We start from the raw sequence: 19278 nt of genomic DNA, 5'->3' as shown, positions 1-19278 counted from the left end.
CGAGTGGCCTTTGCTCGTCCTAGGGGATTCGTTCAGGGACGGTCGATGATCCCGGGAGCACCGCAGGCGCTGTTTTCGCAAGGATGGGATCCGGGGATGTCGTGGGCCTTCGCGGTGCGACCGCCAACAGAATTTCCATGCGAGGATGGTCTCGGTCCTGATACTTGTACAGATGTGTTTCCACTACCCGATTATCGTTCAACCCCAGGCCCTCGCAGAGAGCATCTTGCGCGATCTTGAGTCCGCCATCGGTGTCCCGTCGCAGGGCCGACGCAAAAAAGAAACGGATCGATAGGGAGAGACTCGCCTGCTGCAAATTGTGCCTTAGAGTACCACGATGGGGCGATTGGGCAAGCGCAACCAGAATTTGTTGCCCTACGAATGCCTTGAAGGCGCGGCCTTTGGCGGAGAGCAACCGGCGCCCGTTCACGGTGGCATATTGGTGATTCACGCTCGGAGGGATGGGGAGCGTGAGGGCGAGGGCGTCACTGGAGACCCGGACGTCGGCGTGAATCGGCACGCCTGAGGTGGCAGCAGGCAGGCTGCGAGTCGATCCTTTCCTGAGCACAAGGTTGGTGGGCGGAGGCGTCACCTTGTCAGGGGGAGTCCGAAACGAAGTGGAACGAATCGGGATCGAGGATTGTCGGGGACGGGAGACGCGGCGCAAGGGCCTGCCTATAACACTAGAGGAGGTTTTGGATCTTAGCCATGTCCTGCTCGACCCGGTCTTCGTTTCTGGTGAGATACCGCCGCCATTCCGACGGGCCCCAGATTTCCAGGCGATGGTACATGCCCACGAGGTAGATTTCCTGATCGTCATCCATCGGAACAAGTTTGCGGAGGCGGCTTGGAATCAGCACCCGACCCGCCTTGTCGATATCCGAGGCGCCGGCCTGCGCCATCACGTGGTGCATAAACAGGCGGCTTTGATCCTCATCCAGGGTGGCCCTGGTCCGCTCCAGCACCTTTTCCCATTCTTTGGCTGAGTACATCCACAGGGTCTGCTCGGTGTTTTTCAGGAACATGACCTGGTTCCCCTCGGCCTGGAATCGCTCCCGAAGCGGAGAGGGGATCAGAAACCGTCCCTTCTCATCGACCTTGCAAAGGTGTTCACCGGCAAACACTAGCGATAACCTCCGCTCAGGGACTTATTAGAGGGTATGGGGACCTGTGCATGCATCGTTCAATCCCTGGCACGTGTGATGGGATTCAGGGGTGATGGTAGGAGACATGGACAATCCTGTCAAGAGAATATTCGTGACCCTGTCCGTCATTGTCCGTCGGTCATGTCCATCTCATTGGCGGATGAGTTGTCTCCCCCCATCGCCGCATCCAGGTCCTCGCTCAAGTCTTCGCCCATTTCCTGCCCCATCTTTTTCATGAACCGCTCCATGCTTGCGAGATCGTTTTCATCGAGTCCGCTGAGGTGGCTGGGGTCGGCGAGGGCCTCAAGTCTGGCCTCCTCGGATTTCGGTGAGGCGAATCTGGACAGTAAGCGATCCAGGTCGGCACTGTGGCAATGGGCGCAGGTTTGTTGCGGAGCCGCACTCACGCTCAACACCAATCGCGTGGTGCGTGTCCCGCATTGTCGGCAACGATATTCGTAGATCGGCATACGTTACGCTCGCAGCTCTGGATGTGATCTTGGACCGGACGGAGGCAACCACACCTCCGGTACTATGCCGGCCTCTACGGAACGGGCGAGGGCGAGCACCGTGACCCGCGCAGCCCCTGCATTGCAGAGAATTCTGGCGCATTCATTGGACGTTGTGCCGGTGGTGAACACATCGTCGACAAGGAGGATTCGTTTTCCGGCTACCTCCTGAGGCTCATGGAGAGCAAATGCCCGGTGGAGGTTGTGTAGGCGTGCCGAACGTGGAAGCGTGGTCTGCGGCTCGGTATCGACGGTACGAACCAGGTTTCGATAGGAGACTGGGCACTTCAGCACCGCCGCCACTCGATCTGCCAGCAGGAGCGACTGATTAAACTCCCGCTGTCGAAGCCGGTTGGGATGGAGGGGAATCGGCATGAGGACGTCGCCCTCCAGCTGAGGCGGGAGGGTCTGAATGAGCAGGGTCGCCAGCGCGTCGGCCAGTGAGACCTTCCCGTGATACTTGAAGAGGGCAATCGCATCCTGGAGCGGCGAGCAGTAGGCATAGGGGGCCCACACCTCGGCATAGTAGAGCTTGCGGGTGCGACAGTCATGGCATTCGTGAGTGGGGCTATGGCTCAGTGCCGTCGGGGAGGCCAATGGGCGGCGGCATCGAGCGCAGGCTGATCCTCGCAGGGGGCGGATCAGTGCCCAGCAGGGTCGGCAGAAAAAGGGAACGGGATCATCGGCCAGGGGCTGCGCGCAGGTGGTACAGGGTATTGGGAGCAGCAGTCGGGAGACCTGCCTGAGGACGTTCAGGATCATTGGGTGAGTGCACGGGTTGACGCGTGGTGGTTGCGATCCAGGCGCATGAGAGAGATTGTGCACGGAAAGACCCTGGGGCTGTCAAGGTTGTGGCCTGTAAAGTGGGTGTGGTATAGCAGCCTTCGCCTGCATCGAGCCGATTGCTTAGCCTCGCTCAGAGTCGGCTCGCACGCACCGGTCGGAAATCTCTACGAACCCTCATGGTTATGGGCTTCGACAATGCACGATCCTCCCCCAGCGTTGGTCAGCGTGAAGCATCTGTCCAAGGAATATCGCCCTGGCGGGGCAGTCGTACGTGCATTACACGATGTGACGCTCGACGTCCTGCCGGGAGAGTTCTGCGCCTTCGTGGGGCCGAGTGGGTGCGGAAAGAGCACCCTGCTCAATTTGATCGGAGGGTTGGATGCTCCGACGGCAGGCACTATTGCTCTCGACGGTCGGCCGGTCACCGATGCCAGCCCCATGGAGTGGACTCGCCTGCGCCGGGAGTTGATCGGGATCGTCTTTCAGGCGTTCCATCTGATCCCCGGTCTGACCGTCGCGGAAAACGTCGCGTTGCCGATCCTCCTGAAGGGTGAGCAGGGACACGGGATTGCGGCTCGTATCGACGAGGTCCTGCGGGCGGTGGGCATGGAGGGGCGTCGCTCGCATCGACCAAGTGAGCTGTCGGGGGGAGAGCAACAGCGCGTCGCGATCGCCCGGGCGATCGTGCATCGGCCGCGGTTGATTCTGGCGGATGAACCGACAGGCAATCTGGATTCGAAACAGGGAGCGGATATCGTCAACTTGTTTCGGACCTTGCCGCAACGGTATGGTCATTCGGTCTTGTTGGTGACGCACAGTGAGAGCGCGGCGGCGGCGGCGGATTATGTCTGGCACATGCGCGATGGTCGGTTGGTTAACTGCGTCAGACAGCAAGCGTAGGAATCGCAGGGCATGTCCTCAGGGACTGGACACAGGTTGTGGTGAGTCGGCCAGGAATGCCGTTGCAGGCGGAACATTCGGACAGATGGTGACGTGAGGCCGCAGTGTCGGAGGCTCCCCATCGGTATTGCCCGTGGTAAGGTCGTGCTCCAAGCAACGGAACGCAAAGCCGGTCGGCGGATCAACGCTTCTGGCTGGAGAAAGGACAGCAAATGGATTTGAGCATCACCATTGCGGGCGTGAAGTTCCCCAGCTGCTTTATGAATGCGTCAGGAGCGCTCTGCATGACGCGGGAAGAACTGCTGGCATTGGGCCGCTCGCGCTCCGGGGCCATTGTGACCAAGTCGATGACGGTGGAACCACGGAGCGGGAATCCGGAGCCGCGTTACTACGGATTTCCTGGCGGATCGATCAACTCCATGGGGTTGCCGAATCTCGGCTATCGCGCCTATGCCGAACTCATTCCTGAGCTCAAACAGTTTGGGAAACCGGTGATCGCAAGTATCGCCGGTCTTTGCGAAGATGACTTTCTGACCATGGCGCGGGTCATCAATCAGGCTCGTCCCGATCTGATTGAGGTCAATCTGTCATGCCCCAATATTCCGGGCAAGCCGCAGATCGCGTACGATCCGGTCGATTCCGAACGGTTGCTCAAGCGTGTACGGCCTCTCATTACGGTGCCGATGGGAGTAAAGTTACCGCCTTACTTCGATCCGGCACACCATGCGGTCATGGCTGAGGTCATCGCGCATTGTCAGGTCGACTATTTGAATCTGATCAACTCCGTGGGCAACGGGCTTGTGATCGATCCTACACGTGAAACGCCGGTGATCAAGCCCAAGGGCGGGTTCGGCGGATTGGGGGGGGCGCTGATCAAGCCTGTCGCGTTGGCCAACGTGCGGGCGTTTTGGAAACTACTCGGGGGGCGGATTCCCATCATCGGGACCGGCGGGGTGGTACAGGGGCTCGATGCCTATGAACACGTGCTATGCGGAGCCTCGGCCGTTCAGGTCGGCACCGTGCTGGTCGAGGAGGGTGTCGGGGTCTTCGAACGACTGGAGCGAGAGTTGGCGGCTGAGCTCAAGACTCGGGGGCTGCGCTCGCTGGAAGAATCTCGGGGGAAACTCAAGGAATTGTAAAGATCGACGTGTGGCTTCCGCGCAGCACTGCCCCGGCGGCATCTATCTGAACGCGAAATTCTTCGGCAGGAATCCCAACTGCAGTGCCTGGCGTAACAGCTGGGCCACGTTTCGGACTTTGAGTCGCCGCATGAGGTTAAAGCGATGCACCTCGACGGTTCGCACGCTGATATCCAGACGACGGGCGATGTCACGGTTCGTATTCCCCTGCGACACCAGTTTGAGAATCTCTTTCTGCCGAGGGGTCAGTCCGTCTGATCGTTTGCTCCGCACGGGTGCGGTTTTCACGATCTTGACAGCCTTTCGCTTCCTGGCTGCTGGAGTGGTTTTGGTGGTCTTCGCGGACTTCTTGACTTGAGGACGTTTGCGTGGTGCCATAAGAATTTGTACCCCAAAATTCTACTGAACGTAATCTTAGCATACCTGGGTAAATCTGTAAAAACAATTACTAGACTGTTCTATCGGCAAGTGTGGCGATGTCCTTGATACCTGCGGCGCTCTTGAAGGTCTACACACGTCTCGGGTGGACACATTTGTCCACTCATCCGGGTCGGACGGTTCTGACAATGATGGGCGTCGCTCTGGGGGTTGCGGCGACCATTGCGGTGCAAACGGCCAATGTTGAGGTACTGCGCTCTTTCGAGGAATCGGTGTTGACGGTTGCCGGGCCGGTCACGTTGGAAGTGTCGGCCGGGGAGGCCGGTTTGGATGAGCGTGTGATTCGCGCGGTGCGAGAGGTGGACGGTGTCGACTCCGCTCGGCCTGTGCTCGAAGTCGGGGTGACGGTCGCTGCTGGACGCCGACAGTCGTTCTCCGTGTTGGGTCTCGATCTGTTGGACGAATTGAATCGCGCTGACGGAAGAATTCCTGCCGTATTCGAGACGCGGAACCGGCGCGGTGAGGGCGTCGCAATGGAAGGGCTTCTGCGTGACAACGGTTTGCTGGTGGGCGGGGCGCTCGCCAAAGATTTGGGCGTCGAGCCTGGGGCGCAGGTCGCCCTGGAGGCGAATGGTCGAGCCATATCTGTTTCAATCCTGGCAGTGATGGGTCGGAGGCCTGGCGCACCTTCTCCCTGGGACCATTGGGCCATAATGGATATTGCTGCTGCGCAGCGGACCTTCGGCCTCACCGGGCGATTGGATCGCATCGATGTGGTGAGCGGGGCGTCCGTTTCCGTCGAGCAGGTGGCGAAGGCCATCGAGATGGTTCTGCCTCCTGCCGTGACGGTTCGCCGCCCGATTCAACGGAGCCAGCAGGTTGAGTCGATGGTGGGAGCCTTTCAATTGAACCTGTCTGTGTTGAGTATGGTCGGCCTGCTGGTCGGGATCTTTCTGATCTACAACACGGTGTCCTTCATGGTGGCGCAGCGACGGAAGGAAGTGGGGATTTTGCGCGCCATCGGCCTGTCTGAGCCGATGGTGATCGGGCTCTTTCTTGCAGAAGCCGGTGTGTTCGGCGTGGGCGGGGGGCTGGTGGGAGGTGTGCTCGGGCTGATGTTGGGGAACGTGCTTGTGGGAATGGTGGGACGGACCATTCACGATCTGTATACACCGCTTGCTGAGACGACCAGGGCAATTAGTTTCGCACCTGGCTCCGGTCGGATGTTGTTCGAGGCTGTCTTCATCGGAAGCGTCGTCTCTGTCCTGGGGGCGTTGGGTCCGAGCCTGGACGCTGGGAGGACGGTGATCGTCGCAGCATTGGCGCCGGGAGAGTACGATGTCGCCCAGCGCGTTCGCGCAGGCTCACTTGCTGTGACAGGAGTGTTGCTCTTGCTGGTCGCGCTGGGCTGTGTGTTCGCCGGACCGGTTGCCGGAATGCCCGTCTTTGGGTATGTGGCGACGTGTTGTCTTCTCGCGGGGTTGTCGTGCCTCGTGCCGAAGTTGATGCACGTGGTCTGTCGCACGCGAGAATTGAGCCTGATGTCCCCGGCGCCCTCCCTGGGTGGGGCTGTGCGCCACATCGCCCGTGAGCAGACCACCAGGGGAATGGGGCGGAACGCGGTGACTGTGTCGGCCTTTCTGGTCGGTGTTGCCATCATGGTCGGTGTGATGGTGATGATCAGGAGCTTCCGAGAAACCGTAGAAATCTGGATTGATCAGACCGTGATGGCGGATTTTATCGTAGCGCCTGCCGGGTGGCCGAATGTCGCCCGTCATGGGGCGTCGCCGACCGTGCTTCCGGGGCTGTGGCGGGAGCAGTTATCCGGTTCACGAGCGGTGTCGGCGGTCGATGCTTACCGTGATGTGCGGATTGAGGTACAGGGACGACCAATCGCGTTGGTGTCCAGGGATCTGGCGCTCCACGCGGCCCGAAGCCGGTATCTCTTTCTTGAAGGTGATTCCGAGCGTATTCTGACGCGTGCTGCAGCCGGGGAGGGCGTGATTCTCTCGGAGGTGTTGGCCAATCGTCTGCAACTCGCCGAAGGGAGCCGGGTGTCCATTGCTACGCCGACAGGAGAGCGGTCGCTACCGGTCCTGGGGGTCTTTTACGATTACGCGACCGACGGAGGCAAACTCGTCATCGACCGAACCCTCTATCAGCAATGGTGGAAAGACGACGGCGTGACCGTGTTTCCTGTCTATGTACGCGCGGGGATGGACCTGGACCAGGCCCGCTCAGCCATTGTGGAGATCTTCGCACGGGAGGCCGGCGGAAGCCTGATGCCGACGGTCCTGAGCAATGCGGAATTGCGCCGGGAGATTCTTCGCATTTTCGACCGGACGTTCACCTTGACCTATGTCTTGGAGGCGATTGCCATCATCATTGCCATGCTGGGCATCATCAATACGCTCGTGACATCCGTGGTCGAGCGGCGCCGTGAATTGGCGACATTGCAAGCCTTGGGAAGCAGCCGGGGGCAGGTGACGGCGTTAATTCTGTGGGAGGCCGGTTATTTGGGGTTGCTGGGAACGGCTATGGGACTCATCGGAGGGCTTGCCCTTGCGCTGATTTTGATCAGGGTCATCAACCGGCAGTCCTTCGGCTGGACGATCCAGATGGCATGGCCCTTGGGGCTGCTGGTGGAAGTTTCCCTCCTCACCCTCCTCGCCTCACTCCTTGCCGGATTGTGGCCGGCCAGTTGGGCCGCCAGGCAACCGTTGGTGGAGGGGCTGCGCTATGAGTGACGCCCGACGGCCGGCTCACCGGCTGGAGCGGCGTCCTGCGTCAGAGGCAGCGCATCCACCTGGATCTCGAATCCCAAGTCTTCGATCATGCGCCACACTTCTGCTGCCGGTTGGCCGGGCGTCGTTAGGTAGCCGTTCACGAAGACCGAATCCGCCGGATAGAGGGCGAGCGGCTGCAGACTTCGAAGGTTGTGTTCCCGACCGCCAGCGATCCGAATCTCCGTACGGGGGTGGAGAAAGCGGAACAGGCAGAGCGCCTTCAGGCAGCGTTGGGGGGTGAGCGGCGCAGCATGTTCCATCGGCGTGCCGCTTGCGGGATGGAGGGTGTTGATCGGAATCGAATCGGGCTTGACGTCCCGAAGTGCCAGGGCCAGATCAATCAGATCCTCGTCGCTTTCGCCCATGCCGACAATGCCGCCGGAGCAGATTTCGAGGCCGGCGGTCCGAGCGTGTCGAATCGTGGCCAACCGGTCCTGAAAGGTATGCGTGGTGCAAATCTCGGGGTGGTAGGCCTCGCTGGTGTTCAGGTTGTGATTGATGCGGTCGACCCCTGCGGCTTTGAGGTCTTTGGCCTGGTGCTCGCTGAGCAAACCCAATGAGCAGCAGATCTGAATCGGGACTTCCTGCTTGATGGACCGGACGGCCGAGGCAATCTCGGCAATGTCGCGATCAAGGGGGCTACGTCCGCTGATGACGATGCAATAGCGTTGAGCTTTGGCGGCAGCCGCGCGCCGTGCCCCCGTGATCATCTGCTCTTGCGGGAGGAGCCCGTACCGCTCGATCGGCGCCTTTGACACGGACGACTGCGAACAGTATCCGCAGTCTTCCTGGCAGGCGCCGCTCTTGGCGTTGAGCAGCATTTGCAGGCGGACGGTCTTGCCGAAGTAACGCTCACGCACCGTGAAGGCCGCTTGTAACAGTTCCAGTAGACGAGAGTCTGGGGTCTGCAACACGGCCAGTGATTCTTCGTGGGTCAACGGTTCGTCTCGTAAGGCCTTCTCGGCCAGCCTGCTCAGCTCAGTCATGCACGCTACTCCTGGAAAAAACAGATCGAACCTTGATTCCCGACCGGTGTGTCCGTGGGCGGAGGCCGTCTCTGTGAAGTGAAAAAAGTGCGGTCGAAACCCTACACGGTTTCAAAGGGAGATGCAATGCCTTGGTAGGGCACGGAGGGCAGGCGGGAGTTGTGACTGCCCGGGTCCGTTTCGGCCTTGGTGGTGTCGCGCCAGGGGAGCGCGACATAGGTGTTCCAGCGCCCACAGCGTCGGCAACGGCCGGACCATTCCGCCAGTTCATGGTGACATTGCGAGCATTGATAGGGGACGACGACTCGCTTCTTGAATCCCAGCGCTTTCTTGAGTTCTCCCACGGCCTCGTCCATGTGCTGCTTGCGGAGATACAGGTTCGCCATGATCTTGTGGTAATCGACCAGATGTTCCTGCGTGCCGTCCAGCGTCGAAAGCACGTCGTAGGCTTCGTCCACCATTTCCAGCCGGTAGTAGAGCTTCCCCAGGTAGAACTGGACGACGGCGTTGTGGGGATCTTGTTGAAGGGCTTCCTGATACACGCGGATGATCTCGTCGGGCTCCCCGAGCTCCAGGAAAAGTTCCTCCAGGCGGTGGAGAATGATGACGCTGCGTGTCTTGGCGTAAATTTTCTTGAGAATTTCAACCGCGTTTTTGGTTTTGCCCTCGCGGACCAGAATTTCACCGATGCCAATATAGGCCGGCAGAAAGGTGCGGTCTTTCTTGATCGCGCCACGGAAATACCGCCGAGCTTTGTCGGGGTGCCCTCGTTCCAAGAGTTGCCGGCCGACTTCGTACATGCAGCCAAGCAGGAGATTGGCCTCGGCTCGGCGCTCACTTTCCGGCAGATTGGCTTTCACGAGCCGGTGCTGAATCTCGAGCGCATCGCTCCATTTTTCAAGGCGGATGTACAGGTCCCGCTTGCGAATCAAGGCCATCAAGTTATCGGGTTCGAGTCGGAGAATGTTCTGCAGAGTTTGGAGCGCGTCTTCGTACCGGCGGGCGCCCTCCAAATCCTTAGCCAATTCGAGGAGCACTTCCACATTACGTTCTTCGATGCGGTGGGCCTGCTGATGGAGCCGGATCGCTTCGGCGAAGTTGCTCTCGGACCGGTAAATATTTCCGAGCCAGAGCAGTGAGTCGGTCCGGTTGGGGTCGATCACCAGCGCGCGCTCGAAGAGACTCACGGCGTCGGCCGTTCGTTTGGACATGAAGGCGTGCGTCCCGTCCCGATGGAGGGCATCGACCTTTTCTTTCCGGCGCACGAGGCGGTTGGTGCGCCAGTTCATGAAGACATGCGAAGTTTCTTTGATCGTGACGATCAGGGCCACCAGCGTGGCACCAAGGGCCATCGAGAATAGCACCAATGATACGGGACTGAGTTCAAACAGGGCATCGGGGCTGGTTCTGACCGTAATGGTACCGGGGTTCAGCTCTCGAAAGTAGCTGTAGAGAAAAATGCCGACGCTGGCGAGGAAGATCGTGGACAGGAGCCGAAACATGCTAGACCCGTTTCCGGGTGCGCGCGGGGCGTGCTGTCGATCGTGCCGGTTTTGCCGCCTTCACGGCGCGCTCTTCCGGCACCCGTACTTGCCCTGCATCGCCCCACAGTCGTTCGAGTGCGTAGTGTTCGCGAATATCCTTCTGGAAAATATGGACGATGACGTCACCAAAGTCTATGACGACCCACTTGGCCGACGAGGCCCCTTCGACGCTGAGCGGCGCATGCCCCTCAGCTTTGAGCACGTCACTCACATGGTCTGCGATCGCCCGTGCCTGTCGCTCCGATTCTCCGGAGCCGATGACTAAGTAATCGGCGAGGGAGGTCAGTTTGGCAATATGCAGGATCAGAACGTCGGTGGCCTTTTTGTCCAGGATGGCACTCGCCACCGCCAGCGCTTTGGCTTTTGATTCAGAAACGCTCACCGTCCTCCCTGTATAACCCCTCGCGAAGTATATAGGATTCAACGAGGGGGGGCAACAGATTTGCCAGTGGACGGCCGTCCCGAAGGCGGGCGCGGATCTCTGATGCGGAGCTTTCGCAAGGCGGAAGTCTAAGGAAGGTCAGGATGCGGCCGTTGGCCAGGGGCACGTCTGCCCGGTCTTGCGTGGCGGCGTCCAAGGCCTCCAGCCTGTCTCGTGGAACTTCGTTGAAGAACGGAACGGAGGCCAGGGTCACAAACCTGGTGGACGGTCTTGAAATCACGACAAAATCGCAGGTCTTCAGCAGGAGGCCGGCTTCCTTCCAAGAGGGGAGATCCAAAAATGCATCCAGGCCGATGATGAAAAACAGTGAGGTGTCCGGGCCGTATTCTTGCTGAATCGCCCGGACAGTATCGATCGAGTAGGATTTGCCGGTGCGGCGGATTTCGATATCCGTGAGGGCGAATTCAGGAATGTCCTGAATTGCCAGCTCGACCATGCGGTACCGATGCTGGGCATCGGCGAGCGTCCTGGACTGTTTGTGCGGAGGATCTCCGGTTGGGATGAACAGTACGCGGTCCAGGTTCAGAAGCTGCCGGGCCGATTGTGCGATCGAAAGATGGCAGCGGTGGACGGGATTAAAACTTCCGCCTAAGAGTCCCAGGCGCACGCTCTTCCCCTCACTCGAACTCAGGTCTCTGCGAAGCGAGTACTCGATTGACATCAAGGGATGCCGGCGTCGCGCGGGCTAGGCCACGGGCGCTACAGAATCACCAGATTGTCGCGGTGGATGACCTCTTCGTACTCCTGGAGACCGGGGATCTTCTGAATATCGGCCGTCTTGAGGCCCTTGATGCGGATGAGGATTGCGGAGGAAAAGTTCACCAGGCCTTTGGCGCATTCCTTGCCGTCTGGGCCAGTGCAGGTGACTGGGTCGCCGGCGTCGAACTGGCCGGTGATGTCGCGGATCCCCGAGGCCAGAAGACTCTTGCCTTTGCGCACCAGCGCCTCGACCGCGCCCTGATCCAATTGGACTTGGCCCCTGGGGCGTAAGGTAAACGCAATCCAATGTTTCCGGCTGTTCATGCGTCGCTCGCGGCCAAGAAACAAGCTGCCGCCTGGGTGTCCGGACAGCACCTCTGGGAGTAATCGTTGGTGAGTGCCGTTGAGGATCAAGGTCGGGACCCCGTATTCGCCCACCTTTTTCGCCGCTCGTACCTTGGTGGCCATGCCCCCGGTGCCTTCAAAGGTAGAGGACAGGCCTGCGCGCTGTTCAATGTCTTCGGTGATCTCGTGAATCAGCGGGATCAAGGTCGCGCCGGGATCTTTTCGAGGATCGGCGGTGAACAGTCCGTCCACATCCGAGAGAATGACGAGGAGGTCTGCATCGATAAGATGCGCTACCTGGGCTGCCAGCGTATCGTTGTCTCCGACCCGGATTTCTTCAACGGCAACGGTGTCGTTTTCGTTGATGATGGGAACGACTCCAAATTCAATCAAGGTCGTCAGGGTGTGCCTGGCGTTCAAAAAACGTCGGCGATCTGCCAGATCTGCATGCGTCAGGAGCACTTGCGCAACGCGGAGATCGAGTCGCTCAAACGCCTTTTCATAGGCCCACATCAACCGGCTCTGGCCGACTGCTGCCGCGGCCTGCTTCACCGGCAGGCTTTTGGGATATTCGCGCAACCCGAGTTTTTTGATGCCTGACACCACCGCGCCGGAGGAGACGACGAGCACCTCACGTCCCTGGGCGCGTATCTCGGCAATTTCCTTAGCGAGCCGCTCAAGGCGCTCGGCGCTCAGTCCCGTTTCGCGCGAGGCAATGAGGCTGCTCCCGATCTTGACGACCACGCGTCTGGCTTGTGTTATGACTTCGTCTCGCACGGGATTGTTCGCAACGCCTCCACCTGCTGCCCCATGTAGCGCAGGCACTCGTCCAATCCTTCACGCGTGGCGGCCGAGATGGCAAAGAAGCGTATTTTGCGCCGTTGGCAGTATTTGTTGAGCTGTTCGAGCCGTTTGCCTTCGCCTTTGATGTCGATTTTGGTGCCTACCACCGCGTAGGGGCGATCGGCAAGGGTGCGATCATACGTCGCCAGCTCGTGCCGCATGACTTTCAAGCTGGCGACCGGGTCCTCCGTGGCCCACTCGGACACATCGATCATGTGAATCAGTAGGCTGGTGCGTTCAATATGGCGGAGGAATTGAAAGCCGAGGCCTTTGCCTTCATGCGCCCCCTCGATCAAACCGGGAATGTCCGCTATGACAAAGGTATGCTCCCCGCTCGATCGGACCACGCCAAGGTTCGGCGTGAGGGTCGTAAAGGGGTAGTCGGCAATCTTGGGCCGTGCAGCGGAGACGGCGGCGATGAACGTGGATTTCCCGGCGTTCGGATACCCGACCAAGCCGACATCCGCCAGGAGTTTGAGATCGAGTCGAAGCAGACGCTCTTCGCCAGGAGTGCCCGGCTCAAACTGAGTCGGGACGCGGTTGGTGGAGCTGGCGAATTGGGTGTTGCCTCGCCCCCCCCGACCTCCCTTGGCAACGACGCAACTGTCGCCGTCTGCCGTCAGGTCGGCAAGAAGTTCCTGCGTGTTTGCGTCGAATACCATGGTACCGACTGGAACAGGAATGAGGACGTCGGTTCCGCGCCGGCCATGGCAGTTGCTACCGCCGCCGCCCTCGCCCTTCTCTGCTTCATAGTGCTTTTGGTAGCGAAGATCGAGTAGGGTGGAGAGGCGAGTCGTGGCCTGGACGAGGACGCTGCCGCCGTCTCCTCCGTCCCCGCCGTCTGGGCCGCCACGGGGTACGAATTTTTCGCGACGAAAGCTGCAGGCGCCGTGACCGCCTTCGCCAGCCTTCACGAGAATCTGGGCTTGATCGACAAATGTGGACATCGCAACGTCCCCTCAGCCGGCGAAGTTATTCAGAACCAGGAGTATACCGTATCCGCCGGCTCATGGGGGCGTTGCGTGAATGAAGGGTACCAGTTCCGCAGGAATCGTGGTCGGGACTGAAGAGAAGTCAGGCCTTTGCGGTCACGGGATAAACGCTGACCTTCTGTCGGCCACGGCCACCTTCAAACTTCACGACACCGGATACATAGGCATAGAGGGTATGGTCGCGACCTAACCCCACGTTCAGACCAGGAAAAAACTTCGTGCCGCGCTGGCGCACAATGATGGATCCGGCCTTGATCGTCTCTCCCCCGTAGGCTTTGACGCCGAGGTACTGTGGATTACTGTCACGGCCGTTCCGTGTGGAACCGCCGCCTTTGTTTGTTGCCATGGCAAACTCTCCTTACGAGGCGTTACTTCGTTTCAATCCCGGTGACCCGCAGCTGCGTGAAGCCTTGCCGGTGGCCCCTGGTTCGCCGATAATTTTTGCGACGTTGTTTCTTGAAGATCGTGATGGAGCGGGTGCGTCCTTGGCGAAGAATTTCCGCCGTCACTGTTGCTCCGGCAACCACCGGTTGACCCACTACCAGGCCGCCATCTCCGTGCAGTAGTCGAACCTTATCGATCTGCACTGAATGCCCGACCTCGCCGGGAAGTGACTCCACTTGGAGCACGGTCCCTGCTTCCACTCGATACTGTTTCCCGCCTGTTTCGATAATAGCGTACATGTTCGTTTCTTCTCCTCGTCAGCAGAACGTGGGTGTTTATCATAGGGATCGAGGGGGTGTCAAGAATAAGTGCATGCGCAGAACCGCTGCGCTCTTGTGTGATGCGATGCGCCGGAGTGTCACTCTGCCTGTGCATGATGCTGAGTGCTGCGTTGGTGGCCGGCGATGCCGCCTTGACGCTCATCGCGAGGCGCTGGTAATATCCGCCCCATGTTACAAACTAGCGAAAAAATATGGATGGACGGAAAATTTGTCGCGTGGGCCGATGCGCAAGTTCACGTACTCACCCATTCACTGCACTATGGCCTGGCAGCCTTTGAAGGGATCCGGTGCTACAAGGGGCAGAATGGGTCGGCTATTTTTAGACTGCCCGAGCATGTGGATCGGCTATTTGAGTCGGCACACATCGGGCTGATGCAGATACCTTATGATCGGAAGCAAATTACCGAAGCTATTGTTGAAACCGTCAGGGTCAACAAGCTCGAAGCTTGTTACATCCGTCCGCTGGTGTATATCGGCTATGGAGCCATGGGGCTCTATCCCGGTGAGAATCCCATCAACGTAAGCATTGCCGCATGGAAGTGGGGAACGTATCTCGGTGATGAAGCGCTGGCGAAGGGGATTCGGGCGCGAGTGTCTTCGTTTACACGCCACCATGTGAATGTTTCGATGACCCGCGGGAAGATTTCCGGCTACTACGTGAATTCCATACTCGCCAAGCGCGAAGTCAAAGCCGACGGATACGATGAAGCCATCATGCTGGATCCCGAAGGGTATGTCGCAGAAGGCACAGGGGAGAATGTGTTCATCGTGCGACGCGGAGTCTTGAAAACGACACCGCTCACCTCGATCTTGGAGGGGATCACGCGAAATTCAATTCTTCAACTGGCCAAAGAGCGTCAGATTCCGGTGGTTGAGGAGCGATTCACTCGTGACGAAATGTACGTGGCCGAAGAAGTGTTTGTGACCGGTACCGCGGCAGAACTTACGCCGGTGACGGAGATCGATCAGCGGAGCATCGGTACAGGAACTCCTGGTCCCATCACCAAAACCTTACAAAAGGCATTTTTTGACGTGGTGGGCGGAATAGATCCCGCTCATCGTCATTGGCTGACCCCTGTGTAGCCATCTTTTGGAACGTTCTTCCCCTCTTGCCCCAAGAGTTGCCTGAATCTTGGCAACATCGTCATCCCCCGGTTTCTGTTCACGCATCTTCGGCACAGCCGGCGTCTTGGTCGCGCGCTCCCGTCCCTTTGTAAAAATTGGCGGAATTCTCTACTAGGGTGCTCTTCAGGGAGGTGTTTCAGGATTCTCCCGCCTCAGTTCCCTGCTTTGGAGTCAAACGTGCCGGCTGTTCCGCGACAAGCAGCGTTCTCATTCCTGAGAACCGTTGTGTAGTTTTATGGTCTAAAGTGATCGCTAGAGGCGGCACCCGAGATTACGAGTCCACTCGAGCATCGATCGTGGGAGGGATTGAGCGATAGGAACTGAAAGCTTAGTGGGATCCTTCGCCGGAGGAATGTGATTCTTTCGCAGGAGCGGAGCTACTGTCGGTGGATGTCGAGCTAGGGGGCGTTGTAGCCGATTTCTTGTTCAGGTCGATGACGGTGGAGGAGAAGGTTCGATCTTTTGCCAGGATGGCCAGAGACAACGAGGTGAACATGAACACGAAAGCGGTGATAACCGTAAATTTGCTCAGGAAGTTCGCAGGACCTCGGCTGCCGAATACGGTCTGGCTGGAACCGCCGAAGGCCGCACCAATCTCGGCACCCTTACCCGATTGCAGCAAAATTGCTCCAATCATGAGTAGGCAGACAATGACATGAACAATAATGAGGAGAGTATACATAGGTATTTATGCGGTCCTGGTGGGTGTTGCCCTAATCGCGACTCTGACGAGTGTAGCAAAAGAGAGGGGATCTAAACAAGCCCCGCCGACCAGGGCCCCATCGATTTCTTCAAACGAGAGAAAGTCGGCAATGTTCTGCGGTGTGACGCTGCCGCCATAAAGAATTCTCAACTGCTGGACTCTGTCCGCTCCGCCTAATTCGCCGATGATTCGACGGATCATGCGATGGACGAGCACGGCTTGCTGTGGCGTCGCGGCCCGCCCGGTTCCAATGGCCCACACCGGTTCATAGGCGATCGTGACGGCAGCCAGTCCCTGATCATCTACGCCCACGAGTCCGGCCCGAAGCTGTCGTTCAATGACGGCGTCGGTGTGTTCGCTATCACGTTCCTGGAGCGTTTCTCCCACACACAGAATCGGCCGGAGTCCATGTCGGAGGGCTGCCAGGACTTTCCTGTTCGTCCACGTATCCTGGTCCCCAAAGTGCTGGCGACGTTCAGAATGACCGACAAGAACGAACTCACAGCCAAGGTCCTTCAGCATGGGGCCTGAGACTTCGCCGGTAAAGGCTCCCTTTTCCTCCCAATGTAGGTTTTGGGCTCCAAGGAGAAAAGCCGGGTTGGAAGCGAGGGCGTCACGTGTGGCGTGTAGGGCTGTGAACGGCGGTGTGAACCCGACCTGGATTCCCTCAACGCTGGGCAGCTCCTGCTTGAGGCGATGGACAAAGGCCACGGCTTCGGTGGCCGTCTTGTTCATTTTCCAGTTGCCGACGATGAAACGTGTTCTCACGAAGCCTCTATCGGGAAGAGCGGGCGAAGGATATCGTTACGCCTGTCGATTGGGAAGCGCAGCAAGTCCCGGGAGGGTTTTCCCTTCGAGCAGCTCCAGCGCGGCTCCACCACCGGTCGAGATGAACGAGATGCTTTCAGATTCCCCCGCACGGTGGATGGCCAGAGCCGTTTCACCGCCGCCGACAATGGTCAGCGCGTAGGCGTTGGCGACCGAATGGGCCATGGCCAGAGTCCCTCGTGCGAAGGCATCTACCTCAAACATGCCCATGGGACCGTTCCACAGAATGGTTTTAGCGTCCTGAACGGCTTCCGAGAACAGTTTGACGGAGGCCGGCCCGATATCCAGCCCATACCAACCTTTGGGAATTTCTTGAACCGGAACGATCTTTGTTTCGGCGCCCGGTTCGCGACTGGCGGCAACGACACAGTCCACCGGTAGGTAAAACTTCACGCCGCTGGAAAAAGCATGGTCTTGGACGCCTTTGGCGAAATCGAGCATGTCGTTTTCAACCAGTGACTGACCGATCTCAAGTCCCATCGCCTTCAAAAAGGTAAAGGCCATACCGCCGCCGATAATGACCTTGTCGACTTTCTTGCCGAGATTCTCGATGACGCCGATTTTGCCTGATACCTTGGCCCCTCCGAGAATGGCCACAAAGGGCCGCACCGGATTTTCCACGGCTCCTTCGAGATACTCGATTTCCTTCTTGAGGAGATAGCCCGCCGCTGCCTCGGGAATGTATTTCGTGATGCCGACAGTGGAGGCATGAGCCCGGTGCGCCGCACCGAAAGCATCGTTGATATAGACATCAGCGAGTGAGGCGAGGGCCTTGGAAAATGCTTCGTCGTTCTTCTCCTCTTCGGGGTGAAACCGGAGATTTTCCAGCAACATGACATCGCCCGGCTGCATTTTGGCGACGAGGCCTTCGACGGCGGCGCCGATGCAGTCAGGGGCAAACGTCACTTCTTTGCCCAGCAAGCGCTGGAGGCGTTTGGCAACAGGAGCCAGGCTGAATTTCGGATCAAATTTCCCCTTCGGTCTGCCGAGGTGAGAGCACAGGATCACCTTCGCTCCCTCGTCAACGGCTCGGTTGATGGTGGGAAGCGTTGATCGGATCCTCGTGTCGTCAGTGATCTGCAACGAATCATCGAGCGGGACATTGTAATCGGCGCGAATAATTACGCGCTTCCCGCGAAGCTGAAGATCTTCGATAATTCGTTTGCGAATATTCATGGCAGAGCCTACTCCTTTCCCGGGTGTTCCGCGCCGGTTGTTGGCAGCTCCGGCCCGTGCTGCACGTCAGAAAAGCGCGATGTGTGGGAGTCAGTTCACGACGCTTTGGCAACGATGTACTTGATCAGGTCCCGGACACGGCAGGAATAGCCCCATTCGTTGTCGTACCAGGCGGTGACTTTGACGAGTCGTTTGTCGATGACCGCGGTGAGGGGGGCATCGACAATGGCGGAGTGCGCATCATCCTTGAGATCGATGGATACAATCGGGGCTTCCGAATAGGCCAGCACGTTCTTCATCGGGCCTTCGGCGGCCTTCTTGAAAGCGGCATTCACCCCTGCCACATCACAGTCCTTTTCCGTTTCCACGGTGAGGTCCACCAATGAGACGTTCGGGGTGGGAACTCGAATGGCCAGTCCATCCAGTTTCCCCTTTAATGCCGGAATCACCAGGTGAAGCGCTTTGGCCGCGCCGGTGCTCGTAGGAATCATCGACATACCGGCTGCGCGTGCCCGTCGCAGGTCCTTGTGGGGCAGGTCGAGCAGTTGCTGGTCGTTGGTGTAGGAGTGGATGGTCGTCATGACCCCGTGTTTGATGCCGAAGTTTTCGAGCAAGACTTTCGCGACCGGGGCAAGGCAGTTGGTCGTGCACGAGGCGTTGGAAACAATGTTATGCGCTTTGGGGTCGAACACCTGCTCATTGACGCCGAGGACGACGGTGGCATCAGGGTCTTTCGCGGGCGCAGAAATGATGACGGTTTTGGCACCGGCCGAGAGGTGTTTTCCTGCGCCCTCGCGATCCGTAAACCGCCCGGTCGATTCGATCACGATATCCACGTTGAGCGCTTTCCATGGCAGTTCTTTCGGATCCTTGACGGCCAAAACTTTGATGGTTTTGCCGTCGACGATCAGGTGGTCATCCTTGGCCTCCACTGAGGCGTCCAGTGTGCCGTGAACCGAATCATACTTGAGCAAATAGGCCAATGTGTTGGCATCGGTCAGATCGTTGATGGCGACAAATTCTAGGCTGGGATCTCCCAGGGAAGCGCGGAGAACATTGCGGCCGATGCGTCCGAATCCATTGATGCCGATGCGTGTGGTCATGGGGCTAAATCCTCAAGAATTAAACGGGTTGAACTGAGTGAATCTGAGGCGATAGTACTGACCGACTTTCTGCGTGTCAAGCATACAAAAAGAGGGAAGGCTGGTGGATATTGGCGAAGAAAGC

Annotated in this window: 21 protein-coding genes; 4 read left to right on the top strand and 17 right to left on the bottom strand. The window is 58.7% G+C overall.

From position 1 onward, the window contains the following. Nucleotides 1-19 precede the first annotated feature (19 nt). The 4 genes from KJA79_RS00995 to KJA79_RS00980 form a co-directional block, all read right to left on the bottom strand. Nucleotides 20-520 carry a RusA family crossover junction endodeoxyribonuclease gene (locus KJA79_RS00995; RefSeq protein WP_213040143.1) on the bottom strand — a complete coding sequence of 167 codons (501 nt, stop codon included), beginning with the start codon at nucleotides 518-520 and terminating at the stop codon, nucleotides 20-22. Between the two features lie 163 nt (nucleotides 521-683). Further along, complete coding sequence (locus KJA79_RS00990) at nucleotides 684-1124, bottom strand: division/cell wall cluster transcriptional repressor MraZ (RefSeq protein ID WP_213040142.1); 441 nt, start codon at nucleotides 1122-1124, stop codon at nucleotides 684-686. 146 nt (nucleotides 1125-1270) lie between these two features. Next, complete coding sequence (locus tag KJA79_RS00985; RefSeq protein ID WP_213040141.1) at nucleotides 1271-1615, bottom strand: FmdB family zinc ribbon protein; 345 nt, start codon at nucleotides 1613-1615, stop codon at nucleotides 1271-1273. Nucleotides 1616-1618: 3 nt separating this feature from the next. After that, complete coding sequence (locus KJA79_RS00980) at nucleotides 1619-2416, bottom strand: ComFC family protein (RefSeq protein ID WP_213040140.1); 798 nt, start codon at nucleotides 2414-2416, stop codon at nucleotides 1619-1621. A 249-nt stretch (nucleotides 2417-2665) separates the two neighbouring features. Between KJA79_RS00980 and KJA79_RS00975 the strand changes: the two genes are divergently transcribed. Continuing rightward, nucleotides 2666-3340: an ABC transporter ATP-binding protein gene (locus KJA79_RS00975; RefSeq protein ID WP_213040139.1), complete on the top strand. Its 675-nt coding sequence runs from the start codon at nucleotides 2666-2668 to the stop codon at nucleotides 3338-3340. Nucleotides 3341-3552: 212 nt separating this feature from the next. Beyond that, on the top strand, nucleotides 3553-4479 hold the full coding sequence (locus KJA79_RS00970) for a dihydroorotate oxidase (protein WP_213040138.1): 927 nt from the start codon (nucleotides 3553-3555) through the stop codon (nucleotides 4477-4479). A 42-nt stretch (nucleotides 4480-4521) separates the two neighbouring features. On the opposite strand, the gene KJA79_RS00965 is transcribed toward KJA79_RS00970, so the two are convergent. Beyond that, the gene (locus KJA79_RS00965; protein WP_213040137.1) at nucleotides 4522-4857 is read right to left on the bottom strand and encodes a response regulator transcription factor; all 336 of its coding nucleotides are present in this window, start codon (nucleotides 4855-4857) and stop codon (nucleotides 4522-4524) included. Between the two features lie 98 nt (nucleotides 4858-4955). On the opposite strand from KJA79_RS00965, the gene KJA79_RS00960 reads away from it, so the two are divergent. Then, the gene (locus tag KJA79_RS00960; protein ID WP_213040136.1) at nucleotides 4956-7604 is read left to right on the top strand and encodes an ABC transporter permease; all 2649 of its coding nucleotides are present in this window, start codon (nucleotides 4956-4958) and stop codon (nucleotides 7602-7604) included. Here KJA79_RS00960 and bioB read toward each other — a convergent pair. From bioB to rplU, 8 genes are all read right to left on the bottom strand, one after another. Then, entirely contained in the window at nucleotides 7595-8629 is a 1035-nt protein-coding gene (gene bioB / locus KJA79_RS00955) for a biotin synthase BioB (protein ID WP_213040135.1), read from the bottom strand. The genes KJA79_RS00960 and bioB overlap by 10 nt on opposite strands. A gap of 101 nt (nucleotides 8630-8730) precedes the next feature. Continuing rightward, nucleotides 8731-10131: a tetratricopeptide repeat protein gene (locus KJA79_RS00950; RefSeq protein WP_213040134.1), complete on the bottom strand. Its 1401-nt coding sequence runs from the start codon at nucleotides 10129-10131 to the stop codon at nucleotides 8731-8733. Nucleotide 10132: 1 nt separating this feature from the next. Beyond that, nucleotides 10133-10555: a ribosome silencing factor gene (rsfS, locus tag KJA79_RS00945; protein ID WP_213040133.1), complete on the bottom strand. Its 423-nt coding sequence runs from the start codon at nucleotides 10553-10555 to the stop codon at nucleotides 10133-10135. Further along, nucleotides 10542-11222, bottom strand: a complete 681-nt coding sequence (gene nadD / locus KJA79_RS00940) for a nicotinate-nucleotide adenylyltransferase (RefSeq protein WP_213040132.1) — start codon at nucleotides 11220-11222, stop codon at nucleotides 10542-10544. Before nadD ends, rsfS begins: the two co-directional genes overlap by 14 nt. Nucleotides 11223-11314: 92 nt before the next feature. Beyond that, entirely contained in the window at nucleotides 11315-12436 is a 1122-nt protein-coding gene (gene proB, locus KJA79_RS00935; protein ID WP_213041334.1) for a glutamate 5-kinase, read from the bottom strand. Further along, the gene (obgE, locus tag KJA79_RS00930; protein ID WP_213040131.1) at nucleotides 12418-13449 is read right to left on the bottom strand and encodes a GTPase ObgE; all 1032 of its coding nucleotides are present in this window, start codon (nucleotides 13447-13449) and stop codon (nucleotides 12418-12420) included. Before obgE ends, proB begins: the two co-directional genes overlap by 19 nt. Before the next feature lie 127 nt (nucleotides 13450-13576). Beyond that, nucleotides 13577-13840, bottom strand: coding sequence for a 50S ribosomal protein L27 (gene rpmA, locus KJA79_RS00925; protein WP_013247686.1), 264 nt, complete (start codon nucleotides 13838-13840; stop codon nucleotides 13577-13579). 22 nt (nucleotides 13841-13862) lie between these two features. Next, nucleotides 13863-14177: a 50S ribosomal protein L21 gene (gene rplU, locus KJA79_RS00920; RefSeq protein ID WP_213040130.1), complete on the bottom strand. Its 315-nt coding sequence runs from the start codon at nucleotides 14175-14177 to the stop codon at nucleotides 13863-13865. Between the two features lie 210 nt (nucleotides 14178-14387). On the opposite strand from rplU, the gene KJA79_RS00915 reads away from it, so the two are divergent. Then, nucleotides 14388-15302: a branched-chain amino acid transaminase gene (locus KJA79_RS00915; protein WP_213040129.1), complete on the top strand. Its 915-nt coding sequence runs from the start codon at nucleotides 14388-14390 to the stop codon at nucleotides 15300-15302. 370 nt (nucleotides 15303-15672) lie between these two features. On the opposite strand, the gene secG is transcribed toward KJA79_RS00915, so the two are convergent. From secG to gap, 4 genes are all read right to left on the bottom strand, one after another. After that, complete coding sequence (secG, locus tag KJA79_RS00910; RefSeq protein WP_213040128.1) at nucleotides 15673-16026, bottom strand: preprotein translocase subunit SecG; 354 nt, start codon at nucleotides 16024-16026, stop codon at nucleotides 15673-15675. Between the two features lie 6 nt (nucleotides 16027-16032). Continuing rightward, nucleotides 16033-16815: a triose-phosphate isomerase gene (gene tpiA, locus KJA79_RS00905; protein ID WP_213040127.1), complete on the bottom strand. Its 783-nt coding sequence runs from the start codon at nucleotides 16813-16815 to the stop codon at nucleotides 16033-16035. 36 nt (nucleotides 16816-16851) lie between these two features. Continuing rightward, nucleotides 16852-18051, bottom strand: coding sequence for a phosphoglycerate kinase (locus KJA79_RS00900; RefSeq protein WP_281412639.1), 1200 nt, complete (start codon nucleotides 18049-18051; stop codon nucleotides 16852-16854). A 95-nt stretch (nucleotides 18052-18146) separates the two neighbouring features. Beyond that, the gene (gap, locus tag KJA79_RS00895) at nucleotides 18147-19154 is read right to left on the bottom strand and encodes a type I glyceraldehyde-3-phosphate dehydrogenase (protein WP_213040126.1); all 1008 of its coding nucleotides are present in this window, start codon (nucleotides 19152-19154) and stop codon (nucleotides 18147-18149) included. Nucleotides 19155-19278 lie beyond the last annotated feature (124 nt).

Source organism: Nitrospira defluvii, from assembly GCF_905220995.1.
In the GTDB taxonomy this organism is placed as follows: domain Bacteria; phylum Nitrospirota; class Nitrospiria; order Nitrospirales; family Nitrospiraceae; genus Nitrospira_A; species Nitrospira_A defluvii_C.
This window is presented reverse-complemented; position numbering and strand designations above follow the sequence as displayed.